The sequence below is a fragment of the Rosistilla ulvae genome, from assembly GCF_007741475.1.
GTDB lineage: Bacteria > Planctomycetota > Planctomycetia > Pirellulales > Pirellulaceae > Rosistilla > Rosistilla ulvae.
The window spans coordinates 7,151,683-7,165,509 of the sequence record NZ_CP036261.1 but is presented as its reverse complement, the minus strand read 5'-3'; the positions used below and the strand labels follow the sequence as shown (position 1 = coordinate 7,165,509).

General features: G+C 57.9%; 8 protein-coding genes. All 8 read right to left on the bottom strand.

The annotated features are described in order from the left end of the window. Nucleotides 1-81: 81 nt before the first annotated feature. On the bottom strand, nucleotides 82-1,941 hold the full coding sequence (gene glmS / locus EC9_RS25205) for a glutamine--fructose-6-phosphate transaminase (isomerizing) (protein WP_145348750.1): 1,860 nt from the start codon (nucleotides 1,939-1,941) through the stop codon (nucleotides 82-84). 255 nt (nucleotides 1,942-2,196) lie between these two features. Continuing rightward, on the bottom strand, nucleotides 2,197-4,029 hold the full coding sequence (locus EC9_RS25200) for an AAA domain-containing protein (protein WP_145348749.1): 1,833 nt from the start codon (nucleotides 4,027-4,029) through the stop codon (nucleotides 2,197-2,199). A gap of 347 nt (nucleotides 4,030-4,376) precedes the next feature. After that, the gene (locus EC9_RS25195) at nucleotides 4,377-5,333 is read right to left on the bottom strand and encodes a DUF6807 domain-containing protein (protein WP_145348748.1); all 957 of its coding nucleotides are present in this window, start codon (nucleotides 5,331-5,333) and stop codon (nucleotides 4,377-4,379) included. A 157-nt stretch (nucleotides 5,334-5,490) separates the two neighbouring features. Further along, the gene (rsfS, locus tag EC9_RS25190) at nucleotides 5,491-5,913 is read right to left on the bottom strand and encodes a ribosome silencing factor (RefSeq protein ID WP_231745905.1); all 423 of its coding nucleotides are present in this window, start codon (nucleotides 5,911-5,913) and stop codon (nucleotides 5,491-5,493) included. Nucleotides 5,914-6,202: 289 nt separating this feature from the next. Beyond that, nucleotides 6,203-8,182 carry a tetratricopeptide repeat protein gene (locus EC9_RS25185; RefSeq protein ID WP_145348747.1) on the bottom strand — a complete coding sequence of 660 codons (1,980 nt, stop codon included), beginning with the start codon at nucleotides 8,180-8,182 and terminating at the stop codon, nucleotides 6,203-6,205. Beyond that, entirely contained in the window at nucleotides 8,179-10,074 is a 1,896-nt protein-coding gene (locus EC9_RS25180) for a tetratricopeptide repeat protein (protein ID WP_218934435.1), read from the bottom strand. The genes EC9_RS25185 and EC9_RS25180 overlap by 4 nt, the downstream gene beginning before the upstream one ends. 19 nt (nucleotides 10,075-10,093) lie before the next feature. Further along, entirely contained in the window at nucleotides 10,094-11,803 is a 1,710-nt protein-coding gene (locus EC9_RS25175) for a hypothetical protein (RefSeq protein ID WP_145348745.1), read from the bottom strand. A 328-nt stretch (nucleotides 11,804-12,131) separates the two neighbouring features. Further along, nucleotides 12,132-13,799 carry a hypothetical protein gene (locus EC9_RS25170; protein ID WP_145348744.1) on the bottom strand — a complete coding sequence of 556 codons (1,668 nt, stop codon included), beginning with the start codon at nucleotides 13,797-13,799 and terminating at the stop codon, nucleotides 12,132-12,134. Nucleotides 13,800-13,827: the final 28 nt, after the last annotated feature.

Genomic DNA, 13,827 nt, shown 5'->3' with positions numbered 1-13,827 from the left:
TTGTGATGCGGAGCGTTCCGGTCGATTGGCCAGCCGGGAACGCCAATATTAATGAAATGTACTACCTAAAGTTTGTGGAATTCACTCAACCGTAACACTCTTCGCTAAATTACGCGGTTTATCTACATCGCAACCGCGTGCCAGCGCGATGTGATACGACAGCAGTTGCAGTGGCACGACGCTGACGATCGGCTGCAGGAACTCGGGGACCTCGGGGATCCGGATCACATCTTCGGCGATCTCGGTGATCCGGTTGTCGTCGTGGGATGTGATCGCGATGATCGGCCCGCCGCGGGCGTGAACCTCTTCCATGTTCGACATCACTTTGTCGTAAACCGTACCGCGCGGAATGATGAAGACGCTGGGGGTATGTTCGTCGACCAAAGCGATCGGGCCGTGCTTCATCTCCGCGGCCGGATAACCCTCGGCGTGGATGTAGCTGATTTCCTTCAGCTTCAACGCCCCTTCGAGCGCGGTAGGGAAGTTGTATTGGCGGCCGAGGTAGAGGACGTTGGTTGCCGATTGGTACTTGGCAGCGACTTGGCGGATCTGTTGATCGCAGCTGAGCGCTTCTTGAACCGCTCCGGGGACGCGTTTGATCTCTTCGATCATCTGCTTGCCCGCTTCGAAGCTGAGGTGTCGCAGGCGGCCGAAGTAGAGCGTCAGCAGAGCCAACACGATGCACTGGGATGTGTAGGCTTTGGTGCTGGCCACGCCGATCTCGGGGCCCGCGTGCAGGTAGACACCGCCATCGGCGTTCTGCGCGATACTGCTGCCGACCACGTTGCAAAGGGCCAACGTGCGGTGACCTTTGCGTTTCATTTCACGCAGCGCCGCTAATGTGTCCGCTGTCTCACCGCTTTGCGTAATCCCAAACACGATCGTGTCCGATTCCAACGGAGGATTGCGGTATCGCAGTTCGCTGGCATATTCGACTTCGACAGGAATCCGTGCAAACTCTTCCAGCAGATACTCACCCACCAGCGCTGAGTGCCAACTGGTGCCGCAGCCGGTCAGGATGATGCGGTTGACCGAACGGAGTTGTTGCGGGGTGAGATTCAATCCGCCGAAGATCGCTGTCGCGTTCTCTTCGTCCAAGCGGCCGCGGATCGCATTTTTCAGCGCTTCGGGCTGCTCGTAGATCTCTTTGAGCATGTAGTGGTCGAAGCCTTCGAGGCTGACTTGGTCCTCGCCAACTTCCAATGGCTGCACGTCCAAGCGAACGCGGCCCTGTTCGCGATGCGTGACGGTCATCGAATCGGGAGTCAGCATGGCGATCTGGTGATCGGCCAAGTAGACGATGCGGTCGGTGTGCCCAGCCAAAGGGGAAGCGTCGCTGGCGACAAAGTGTTCGCCGCGTCCGACGCCGATTACCAAGGGGCTGCCGAAGCGTGCAGCGATCAGCAATTCGGGTTCGTCTTTAAATAAGATCGCCAATCCGTAGGTGCCGCGCAATTTGGCGACAGCTTGTTGGACGGCAGTCAGATAATGGGAGTAGCGGTCGGTTTCGCTGGGGCTGGCATTCTTCAGGCCCTCGGCGATCAAGTGGGCGATGACTTCGCTGTCGGTATCGGATTGGAAGTGGTACCCCTTGGCGATCAGTTCCTCTTTCAGGATCTGAAAGTTTTCGATCACGCCGTTGTGAACCAGGGTGACAAGATTGTCGCCGCCGACGTGTGGGTGGGCGTTCGGTTCGGTCGCGGGTCCGTGCGTGGCCCACCGCGTGTGGCCGATGCCTAGCGTGCCAGCGATTCCAGGTTGTTTTTCCAATGCAGTGGCGAGGTCGGCGATCCGGCCGACGCTGCGACATTTGTAGACCTGCGTCGCGTCGTGCAGGGCGACTCCGGCGCTGTCGTAGCCTCGATATTCCAGCCGCCGCAAGCCGCTCATCAAAAAATCGAGCGAGTCTCGTTTACCGACATATCCAACGATTCCGCACATCCAACCATCTCCTTCGCGCCGCCCAGGGCCATTGCAACACCGATCCTGTTCGTAGGCGGGCAGCCTAGCAATCGCGGCGGTTTGCTGGCCAGACCAATGTTTAGCATGGCCGGAATAGTTTGCCTAGCCTTTCTATGTTTAAGTTGCGAAAGTTTTGGTTGAAACCGGAAATCGATGATTTCTGCAGGATATTTAGGCTGTGGCTGTGGAGAGCTGCGAATAAAGCGCATTTGGGCTGTAGCAAGTCTGGCGGGGTTAGAGTTCTTCCCAGACGCTGTGGTAGCCGCCGATCGCTTCGACGTATTCAAGAAATTCCGTATAAAACGGGTTTGCGCCCAACGTGGCGCTGTCGCCGACGACGATCAATTTGCGGCGGGCTCGGGTCAGGGCAACGTTCATCCGCCGCTTATCGGCCAGAAATCCGATCTCGCCGATCGCGTTGGATCGGACCAATGAGATCAGGATCGCTTCTTTTTCGCGGCCCTGAAATCCATCGACCGTGTCGATTTCGATCCGCGGATGCTGGCACCGCTGACGCAGCAGGCGGACCTGGGCCGCATAGGGTGCGATGATCCCGATGTCCTCCGCCGCGACGCCCGCTTCTCGCAGTTCGTGCGCCTTTCGCAAGACGAGAATCGCCTCTTGCGGATTCCGTTTGCTCAGCCCATCGGGTTCGAGTTCCTCGTCCCAACCGGCGCCGGCAGAATCGTAGTAGGTGACCGGTTGATCGGTCTCGGGCAGCAGGTCGATCGATTCGAGATCGCTCAATCGGTGCGAAGCGACGCTCGGGTCGGCGACTAATGATCCGTCATAAAACTGCTGCGAGGCAAAGTCCATGACGTGGTTGTGCATCCGGTACTGAACGTTTAACTGCCGCGTGATCGCGTCGCCGTAATGTTCGACCAGCCGCTGCATCATGCTGATCGCAAACCCTTCATTGGCCGCTTCGACCGACAGCACCGTCGGCGGCAACTGGCAGTGGTCCCCGGCCAGAACGATCCGGTCGGCGCGGGTGACGACGGGCCAGTTGCCCGGTTCGGTGCTCTGACACGCTTCGTCGACCACGGCGAGATCAAACGTCCGGTCCCCCAAGATCTGGCCATCAAACGTCGTCGTCGCACAGACGATGTCGGCGCGATCGATCACGTTCTGGATCACTTGCCGTTCCATCAACCGAGCGTCGTCGCGCAATCGGCAGGCCTCGCGTCGCAGCGATTGTTTGTGTCCCTTGTCCGGCTTGGCTCGCGTGTAGCGGCCCAGTTGTCGGAACAGCTCTTCCGATTCACGCATCATCTCGCTGACGACTCGCATCGCCGGATCGTTGGCCGCTTGGCCGTCGAGCGTATGCAGTTGCAGGTCTTGATTGACGCGAGCCGGATGTCCCAGTCGGACTACCTTGGAACCGGCTTGGACCAGTCGCGTCACCAGATTGTCGACCGCGGTGTTGCTGGGGGCACAAGCCAACACGGTGTCGCCGCGACCGACGGCGTAACGAATCATCTCGACCACGGTCGTCGTCTTGCCGGTTCCCGGCGGGCCGTGGATGATTGCCACGTCGCGAGCGCTCAGCGCGAACCGGATCGCTTCCTGTTGCGACTGGTTCAGTCGGCTGGAGATCAAGATCTCGGGCAGCTTGCCAAACGCCGGCTCCCGCTCGCCCAACAGCACGTCGCGCAGCTGAGCCAATCGGCCGCGGCTGGTCCGGACCGTCGCTAGCGCTTGATGCTGGCGGACCCGCGTGACTTCGTCGGGAGACATGTCGATGCGATAGACGTCGCCGTCGGGCCATTGGTCCAGGGCGACTTGGATCGATTCGTTGTTGCGGCGGCTGACAACGCCCGGCATGCTGTCGATCGAGTGATCGTCTTGGGCGGCGACGATCACCGGCGAACCGACTTTGAAGCGGTTCCAGGGGAGTTGGAGATTGCGATTTCGCTTGACGAAGCTCAGTAGATAACGTCCGCCGAGCCCGGTGTCATGATCGCTGACGACCAGATCCAACAGCGTTTCGCCGTACGATTCGGCCTGCTTGCCGCTTGCCCTTTGGCGGCGTTCGTCCATCCGCAGCCGCTCGGCGACCGATTCCATCTTGAGCCATTCGGCGAGCTGATCGAAGTGCTTTTCGCTGTCGTTGTTAATCGTGTTGTTCCAAAATTGACGGACGCGCTGGCATCGGGGGCGATGCCAGAAATGATAGAGCGTCGCAGAGTCCGTGGCGAGCCGTCACGGATCACCAGGTGCCACAAGAGATGGCGTGTTGCGTTGCAGGTGCGGGCAGGCGACGAGAGTTCGTCCAGGAGAACATGCCGACACGCTTGGGCGATCTGCTCCGACGCGTCGGAGCTTTTGTCGCTTGTTTGGTGCTCGAATCAAAACCACAGCGGCGGTGTGCCGCCGCTGTGCAGAGGGCTTCGAGCGAAGAGCTTCGAGCGAACTTAAGGGCCCGCGATCTCGGTAGCCGAAAACGCTTCGAACTGCTTCGCGATCTCAGCTTCTTCGGTGGTTCCGTCGTGCAAGATCACGCGATATCGCAGCTGGATCGTTTCGCCCGGTGCCAAGCGGAAGCCGTCGGTCTTCTTTTTGTCGCCGACAAAGTGATAGTGACCGAAGGGGTTGGCAGCGAACAGGCCGTAGTTTCGCACGTGCCAGCGGCAGGGATATTGGAAGCTCGACGGATGGTTCAGGATCGCGATGCCGCGCGTCTTACCTTGAACTGGTCCGAAGTAGTCGCACCATTTGGCTTTAGTGCCCCAGGCGTCGATGTTCTTTTCGCCGTTGCTGTTGAGGATTGTTCCGCCCGTCTTGGCGTCGACTTTCATCGTCCCCGCGGTGCGGATTCCGAACGAACCTTCTTTGGTGTCGCCGAAGTGAACTTCGCCAGCCGAAGCGATCAAGGTGAAATCGCAATCGACCCAACGCATCGTGTCATCGCCACCAAAAGTGAACCGGCGGCGGTCCGACAGGATCTTCTTCCCCTCGGGGCTCATCCAATCATTGGCCGTTGCGATCACGGCCTGCTTGCCACCCTTGGCTTCCAGGATTTCTTTCTGCTCGATGACGCCGTGCCCTTCGGTCTCGGCCCAGAAGTCGATGTCATTGACTTCGCCGTGGGTGAACCACAGCGAGCGATGGTGGATGTGATCGCTGCGTTCGTCGGAAGAAGCGTCGCGCATCGGATAGCCGCGAGTCATCTCGACGTCGCCCGGTCCGTACAGCGGCCAGATGATCGGCTTCGCTCCACTGCGGAACAGGTACGTGGCTACGGGCGAATCGCCCTGTTTGACCTCGATCGACTTGTCGGTTTTGCGAACCGAAAACTCTTCGCCGCTGACTTGCGAGACGGCGGCGGTGCTGAGGCAGGTAAAGGCAATCAAAAGGGACAGGTATCGCATGCAGAACTCTCGGGGATTGTCAGGCGGTGAAGTGACAGCGATCGTTTGCGATTGTCGATAGCTCGACGATCGACCGCTAGGTTGGTAGCTGCCGATTATAGCAGAACGGTCGCTGTTGCACGCAAAAACTTCCGCGTCCCAATCCCCTCGGGCTGAATCAGTCCTCTTGCAGCCCCAGCGTCTTCAGATCGACAGGTTTCCCGTCGGCCCACAGCGATTCGAGATCGTAATAGCCGCGGGTCTCTTGATCGAATAGATGGACGACGATCGTGCCGTAATCGAGCACGATCCAGCGGCTCTCTTGGTAGCCTTCGATCCCCATCCGTTTGTCGTTGAGCGATTTTTCCAGCACATCGTCGATCTCTTCGCTGATCGCGTGCAGCTGCCGCCGGCTGGTTCCGGTCGCCAGGACAAAATAGTCGAAGAGGACCGTTTGGTCGGAAACATCGATCACCATCACGTCGCTACCACGATTTTCGATCGCTACGCGAGCTGCCGCGGTCGCCAGTTCCAGGCTCCGCTGCTTGCCCGAAACGGGTGGATGCGTCTGTGAATCTTCGTTTTGTGCTTGTTCGCTCACCAAATCGTCTTGTGTGGTTAAGGTTCTCTTGGAAGGTGGACGATGTCGCCACCCAATCAGATTCTAACCAATTGCCCTGTGATGTCACCGGTGCCACCATCAACAGAGGCCAGATTGCCGGGCCGGGTTCGGTAAATTCAAGCCAGCGCGGCCCCCGGCCCACGCATGGTAGCGCTGATTCGGGCCACGATCGCAGTCTCGAGAGAACGTCGCGTTGGTCAATGGTGCTGAATTTCGCTTAGGTGGGTTTGTGGGTGGGTCGAGTGGCGGCTTATGCGTTGTTAATGAATCAGCCTTGTTGTTGGAGACCGTTGGCGGCAGCGGGAGCGGTCAATTGTTGGACGCGTTGGAGGTTGAGCGCCGCCTCGCGACTGTCGGGCTGCAACCGTACCGCTTCGCGAAAATGGAACTCCGCTTCCCGTGGCGATCCCCCCTGGCTCATGATCATGCTGCCTAGATTTGTGTGCGCCTCGGCGTGTTCGGGATTCAGCTGAAGTGCTTGCCGCAGGTACCCTTCTGCATCGGCGAACAGGCCACGCGAACCCAACGCGACGGCGACATCGTTATGAATTGTGGCATTCCCCGGCTCCTGTGCGATCGCCTTTTCAAAGTGGGCCGCCGCCGTGGGCCAGTCTCCCAACTGTTCCATCGCGATCGCGTAGTGATGATTGGCCTGACCGTATTCAGGATTCAATTCGACCGCTCGCTTGAGCATCGCGGCCGCTTGGTCGACCTTGCCCATTTCTTTCAGGGCGCAACCGACGCAGGTCCACGTCCGCGCATCGTCGGGCTTGATCTTGGTTGTCGCTTGGAACAGGGCCAAAGCGCTCGCCGGATCATCGACTTCCAGGTAATAGTCGCCCAGATTCATGTAGGCGAAGATGTTTGCGGGGGCTTTGGCGACGTTGTCTTGAAACATCGCCAGGCGGCTGTAGTAAACAGTGTTTCGGAGATGCGTTGTGATCATCAAGGCGATGATCACAATCGCCGACAGTCCGATCGCCATGCGTCGCTGTTGTTGGGGATCGTCGAGATATCGGCGAATCGCCCACGCGACGGCAAGCACTGTCAGTAGCGCGACGCCTGCCAACGAGAGATACATCCGGTGCTCAAAAGCCAGTCGCAGCGGAATGATCGTCGATGTCGGTGCCAAGACGAGAAACGAAGCCACGCCGACAAAGCCCAGTCGTGGCCAACGCCACAACGCGATAAACGATGCGGCTAATAGGCCGACGATCACCAGGCCTGGCAGCACGATTTTGAGCCAGTTGTCGGCAACAGGCCACATGTAATCGAGGCACTGGCCGCGCGGCCAGAAGGTCAGCTGCAGATAGTGCAGCAGCACACCCGGCTGCGACAGCAGATAGTTCCACGGATCGGAGTAATCGCGGAAGGGGCTCGGGATCGTAGGGCGCGAGGCGGGCTTCGGCAGCAGCGGCAGGCGCCGAGCGGCCCAGACGAGATAGATCGACGACGGCAGCATCATCGCGTGAACCCAGCCTCGCCGCCGCAATACGGTAAGCCACGATCGGCTTAAGAAAATCCGGTCGTATAACAATGCGACCACCGGCGCGGTAACCATCACCTCTTTGGTAAAAGCTCCCAGCCAACAACTGGCCACCGCCGCCGCATACCATGGCAAGTGGCGGCGCGATCGTGCGCCTCGCAACAGGCAATAGATCGTCGCCAAGTAAAACATCCCCATCAACGATTCGAGCCGTTGGACGATATAGGTGACGCTTTCGGTTTGCAGCGGATGGACGGCCCAGATCAGCGTCACGACCAACGCGATCGGGTTGGCATGTTCGCGAATCCAGCGGGGCGTGCCGCGCAGATGCATCGTCCGACGCAGCAGGTCCAACAGGATTAACGAGGCGGCGAGATGGATGGCAAGATTGACCGCATGGTAGCTCCATGGATCCAGCCCGCTGATCCAGTAGTTCATCGCCAACGACCATCTCCCTACTGGACGCCGCCACAGGCCCGAAGGGACATCGGTTCCGCTGGCCTCCCATGTTGCCTGTAGGCTGCGCAGCGATAAGTTTTCATGGATGTTCGGTTGATCGTCGTAGAGAAAGACGCCATGGAAACTGTTCGCAAACGTAAGCAGCACCGCCGTGGCGGTCAGGGCGATACAAGTTCTCGTCGGAAACGAAACGCTGCGAGCTGAAGCGTTCTCCGCTACGTCCCCTTTCCCTGTCTTCGAAGCTGGCCGATTGCCTGACGTTGCGGCCAACATGCCGTTGCGATTGGATTTGGTTCGGTTCATGAGGATGGTTCGAGCGATGGCAATTGCTGTAAAATTTGGCGCGCCTGTTGAAGGTTGGGATCCAAGTTGAGCGCCCACCGCAGATGAGCTCGCGCATCGTCGTTTGCCCCTTCTCGGCGCAGGATCAGCATTGCCAAATTGAAGTGTGATTTGGGGCGATTTGGGTCGTAATCGATACATCGCCGCAGCATGGCTTCACCTGCTGCCGGATCACCATTGGAGGCCAAGCCGATGGCGTAGTCGTTTAGCGTTTGTGGATCGGTAGCGTTGATTTTCAGCGCCTGTTCGAAAAGTTCGCGGGCGGCTGGCCATTGCTGTTTGTGTTGCAATAGGACGGCAAGTTCTCGATGCGGTCGAAGGTAGCCGGGGTTGATCTGGATCGCGCGGCGCAATGCCTCGATCGCGCGATCGGTCTCTCCTTCGATCTGCAGTGAATACCCCAGGTTTGCCCAGGGGCGAGCATCTTCCGGTTTCAGTTCCGCGGCGCGTTGGAACATTTGCAGTGCCGCTTGTTGGTCGCCTTGCTCAAAATAAGCGGTGCCAAGATTCAGGTAGGCCAAATGGTTCCATGGTGCTTTGGCTACATTGTCGATGTAGATGGCGGTCATGCTGTGGTAGACGCGATTGCGATTGATTGTTGTGATCAACAGGCTTAGACAGACGACCGCGCACAAGATACCGCCCCCGCGACGCATGGCGGAATCGGAAAGCTTCATCCGCAACATCAGCCAGTAACAGGCCAGGACGCTCAAAAACGCAACCCCGGCTAGAGGCAAATACATCCGGTGTTCAAAGGCCAATCGCAGCGGGATGATTGTCGATGTGGGGGCGAGGACCAAAAAAGAGGCCAAACCGACGAAGCCTATTCGCGGCCGATACCAAAGTGCCACGAAGGTTGCCGCAAGTAGCCCCACGATCACCAGGCCTGGCAGGACGATTTTTGACCAACTGTCGGCAACCGGCCACATGTAATCGAGGCATTGCCCCGTGGGCCAATAGCAAAGCTTCAGGTAATGCACCAGCACGCCGGGCTGGGACAGCAGGTAGTTCCAGCGATCGGGACGGTCTTCGCGAAACGGGTCGGGAAGCGACGGGAAAGCCGGAGGTCGGGGGGCGACCGGCAGGTAGCCCGACCGCCAGACGAGAAAGATCGCGGCGGCTATCAGCACCGCATGTAGCGCGCCTCGATCTCGAAATGTTTGTTTCCAGGAGTCGGTCAAAAAGATCCGGTCAAAGAGCAACGCGACCACGGGGGCTGTGACCATGACTTCTTTGGTCGCGACGCCCAACCAGCAGGCGAGTGCTGCGATGCAGTACCAACTCCAGCGATGGCAAGACTGGGAACCTCGCAACAGGCAATAGATAGTCGCCAGGTAAAACATCCCAACAATCGACTCAAGACGTTGGATGATGTAGGTAACGCTTTCGGTCTGCAGTGGGTGGACCGTCCAGATCAGTGCTGTTGCCAAGGCCAACATCGATGCAGCTTGTTGCAATTGCGGCGGTATCTTGGGCAGGAGCAAGGTTCGGCGAATCAAGTCGAACAACAACAGCGCGGCGATCAGATGGACGCCGAGGTTCAGCGCGTGGTAGCCCCATGGATTCAGACCGCCGGCGGCATAGTTCAGAGCGACCGTCCAGCGGCCAACCGGTCGTCGCCACAACCCCATCGGAATATCTTGCGGTTGAGCGTTCCAGGCTGTGTCCAGTGAACGAATCGCCATGTTTTCGACAATCGTTGGCAGATCGTCGTAGACGAAGACGCCCGCAAAGCTATTGGCGTACGCCAAGCAGCCTGCTGCAACGATCAACCAGCAGGCAAGCAGAGGTCTCCGCAGCGACACAGCACCATCGAATGGTTGCTGCAAGTCTGTCGTTTGCGATGGTTTCACGGATCGAATCGATGGTGCTTTACGGCGTGCTGGAGGCATTCCCATCGACCTTGGATCGGGTGGTTGTTTGGTTCGGCATCCGCTGGCAGTACCAATACCCTCCGGCGACCAACAGCGCGGCAAGGGCAAAGCTCAGATGCCACAGCATCACATTGCCGATCAACGGTTTGTTGAACCAAGAACCGGCGATTGCCAGGATCGCTGCCGGGTAGGCGAACAAGCTGATTCGCCAGCCAGCCAGAAAGGAGCTGCCCAGCAAGACGAGCCCGCCGGGCAGCAACGCGATCGCCAGGGCTGCAGGTGGCAGCCACGTCGGTTCCGATTTTGTAAACATTTCGCCCACGGAGTGGATTGAATTTCCAAAATCGCTGGCACCCGAACGCAGCTGGGCAACAAGTTCCGATAGTTGACCAAAGCTCTCTTGATGATGTGCCAGATAGATGCCGACCCAACCTGCCGCCAACAGCAGCAGCGCGCCTGCGGTCAGCAAACGCGAACGCGATCCAAGCCAGATCGACTTGCGATCCGCGAGGCGACTATCGTCTGTCGACGCGTCCCCCAGGGAGCGTCGCACCTGTTCTTCTCCGCCACCGTTGCGAGCTTCGGCCAGCATCGATTTGATCTTCGTGCGTTTCTCTTGACGCTTGGCTTTATCGGCGCGCTCGACCAATTCGGGCAACGCGTCCATCAGCTCGCGAGAATCCAGTTGCAACATTACTTGGCTCGCGTTCAGCGATCCGATCGACAGCTTGTCCGATTGGATCGTGACATTCATTTTGACGTCTTTTCCCTCGGCACTCGCCTCGCACAACGCCGCAGTCTGGTCGCGTGTCGCCAACTCATGCGAGCTCCCCTTCGCTCGGCTGGACGCCACCGCAATCTCGCCCGATCGATTTCCGCCAGAATGCAAGTGTGTAGCCGCAGCAGTTTGCTGTGCGTCCGGCGCGGAGCCTGAAGTCTGGGTGGTCGCCGCTATCCGGCAAGAGCGCAGCCAAGTGATGGGCCCCTGTCGCTGAAGCGTTTGGGCCAGCAGGAATTCCAACGCATGATCGCGTGGCGACCAAGTCGTCCGAGGTGGCAAGCCGTTATCCGCATTGATCTGCATGCGAGCATTGGACAGTTCGTCGTGTCCAAACAACGCTTCGTATAACGGCATCCAATCGTCGCCCATCAATCGTGGCAACCCGGCGCGGATCGCCCAGGGATCGATCCCGGTTCGCGCGATCCCGTCGACAACTTGGTGAGCGCGACGTTCGATTCGCTGCAGCTCCTGGCGAGCCGGCAAGACGACGCCCAGGAAATAGATCGCGGCGGTCCCGCTGCCAACGATCGTCCCCAATAAAACACTCCAAAAAATCGGAGTCGCCACCACTAGTCCCAACAGCAATAAGGCGATCAGGGCTCCAGCGGCCAACTCATACCATCGCCAGACTCGCATCCACTGCCACAATTTCGCAACGAGCACGCGCCGGCGAGCGACACCGCCAAGCGCCGCGCCGGTAGCAAAAGTTGCAAATACAATCGCTGGGCCAATAGCAACCCAAGACCAAACGCCCAGAGAAGCCAAGCCGAACGACAAAAGCGCGCTGACGATCACCAAGGCATTCACACCGATGCGATAGCTGAACGGTCGCAGCTGCGCCAAATACGCATCGCTCAACTCGCACAACAACTTGTGCATCGCCGCCCCCGCAGCCTTGCTCGGATCCTCGTTCCACGCCTTGCGCATCGGTGTTCGCTGATCGGACGACGACTGCCCCACAGATTTCCTTCGAGCAACATGTTGTGGCCGTTCGCCGCGAACGCAACCTTGGCTAAGTTCGTGGCGATATGAGAATAGAGGAAAACAACAGGATTGTTCTCGCGTCATTCTAATGATGATGTCGCCTGCAACTCATCTCGACTCCATGAATAATTTGCGAAGATTTGTGGGGCTCGAGGAGCACGATGAGTTTGTTGGGGGGCGGTCCCAGCGATCATGCCGCCATACGCGCGAGTTATGTCTCGATCGATCATCAAGCAAATCATAGGGCGGCCAGCAGACAAACCCTTGGTTGCTATCGAGGTGTCTCAATGTCGATCGAATGAACCATTCGGTATTCGATGGTGGTCGTTCTAAAATCCCGATGGAAAGCCGTTGTTCTCTGGATCGTGACCCGCTTGGGCCGTTCCTGCCAAGTCCAGAGTTCCTGATCAAGCCCAGCTTGCGGGAACGTCCAGATGTGCTGAGGAGGATCGGGGATATAGTCAAACAGATTCCTTCTCACGTCCTGATTCCCGTGGTTTACGTAGCGTCGAAGCAACAAGTCCAACTCGGACGTCCGCTTTTTGTCGAACCTTCTTGTTCCCAAGTTTTTACGTGCTTCTCCAAGTTGTACATCGCTATCGATGTGTTGGCAGGCCTTGAGTGTCTGCGTAGTGGAGCAGGCTCCCAAGCAATCCACGAGCAACGCTTGCTTTTCCAGAAACCCCAAGCGGCCTTGAGCAAACTGAAGGTCGAACGGCGCCAGCGACGACGGTGTGATTTGATAGACTTTCCCCGACACTCCGGTCACTTGCAGGTGATAATGGAAAGCCACCGGCGTGTCATACCACGCCAGGACTGGAGCCGATACATAGAAGATGAGTCCCAGGCACAGCGAAAATCCGAATCCGATCGCCGCATCCCGGTTAAACAGTCGATTCGTCATGGACTTTGGCAGGGTGCCAAAAGCGACAGCAGTCAAGATGTCTAAAACGATCCATTTCCAAAATAGAATTCCACTGGAAAGGTAGATGCCGACATGCAAGCCGCTAGCAAGCACCAATCCGATAATCAACCATCGACGACGCATCAAGAAGAAAAGTGGCAGCAATTCAATGAATAGTGTCGTTGCTTTCAGTAGATAATCTGCGGATGCGATCAGCTTGGCAAAACGATAGACGTCCGCAGTATCCCATCCTGCCAACCATCCATTTTGGTAGACTGCACTCAGAAACAGATTGGATAGATTGCCTTCGGAAAGCCAGCCGATTGCCAACTTGCCAACACCAGGTCGGAAATAGTGGATGGCGACGATGTAGACCACTGCCACGAGGAGGTGTTCGGACCGCCAAAAATTAGAACGCCACCCCAACAGGAAGACATTCGCGACGACAAGGATGTCGATCAGAGGAGATTTGTCGGTCCAGGAGAAGGGAAGAGGGTGGCTGAGATGGGCAAATAGGATTCCCAGTTGAAGCAAAAAGGCTCCCAGAAATGCAGGTCGCCAGATCGACGCTAGCCCCAATGCGACTAAAGTAGTTCGATCGATGAGATGCTGTTGTTGCAAGAAAAAGTTGAAGTCGTACGTCGAGTAACACCATGTGAGAATGGCGATCGTGGGTATGATGATCCAGCGAAGACTGTGCCACTGATCGATACTCGACCACCGTCGCGAAAAGAGCAGCCAAAGTGAGGCAACTGCAATTGCAAACATGCTCAAGCCCCAGGGGGGACCGAGTGTCTCTCTCAGCAGCCAGGGGCCTTCAAAGGTGGAGGGTTCCAGCTTTCGGCAAAGTCGAAATGCATTGGTCGCGAATGTCCCGGCACAAAGCAAGCCAACAAATCGCATTGCAGTCTGGGGTTTGGCTGCAAACAAGTTCATCATGGCTGCGGTGCGACAATTTGATTGCGTCAACATTGGCGCGGGCGTTCCGCGAGCTTCGTACATCTTCCATGTTTGCTTCAAAGCGGGGGCGTCCATGGCCCAGCTTGAATAACTGGTGGGGAGG

What these genes read in the sequence shown, in the direction of transcription:
- EC9_RS25185 (WP_145348747.1), bottom strand. Translation starts at nt 8,182, where the DNA reads ATGAACCGAACCAAATCCAATCGCAACGGCATGTTGGCCGCAACGTCA.
- EC9_RS25200 (WP_145348749.1), bottom strand. Translation starts at nt 4,029, where the DNA reads ATGGAATCGGTCGCCGAGCGGCTGCGGATGGACGAACGCCGCCAAAGG.
- EC9_RS25195 (WP_145348748.1), bottom strand. Translation starts at nt 5,333, where the DNA reads ATGCGATACCTGTCCCTTTTGATTGCCTTTACCTGCCTCAGCACCGCC.
- EC9_RS25175 (WP_145348745.1), bottom strand. Translation starts at nt 11,803, where the DNA reads ATGCGCAAGGCGTGGAACGAGGATCCGAGCAAGGCTGCGGGGGCGGCG.
- glmS (WP_145348750.1), bottom strand. Translation starts at nt 1,941, where the DNA reads ATGTGCGGAATCGTTGGATATGTCGGTAAACGAGACTCGCTCGATTTT.
- EC9_RS25170 (WP_145348744.1), bottom strand. Translation starts at nt 13,799, where the DNA reads ATGGACGCCCCCGCTTTGAAGCAAACATGGAAGATGTACGAAGCTCGC.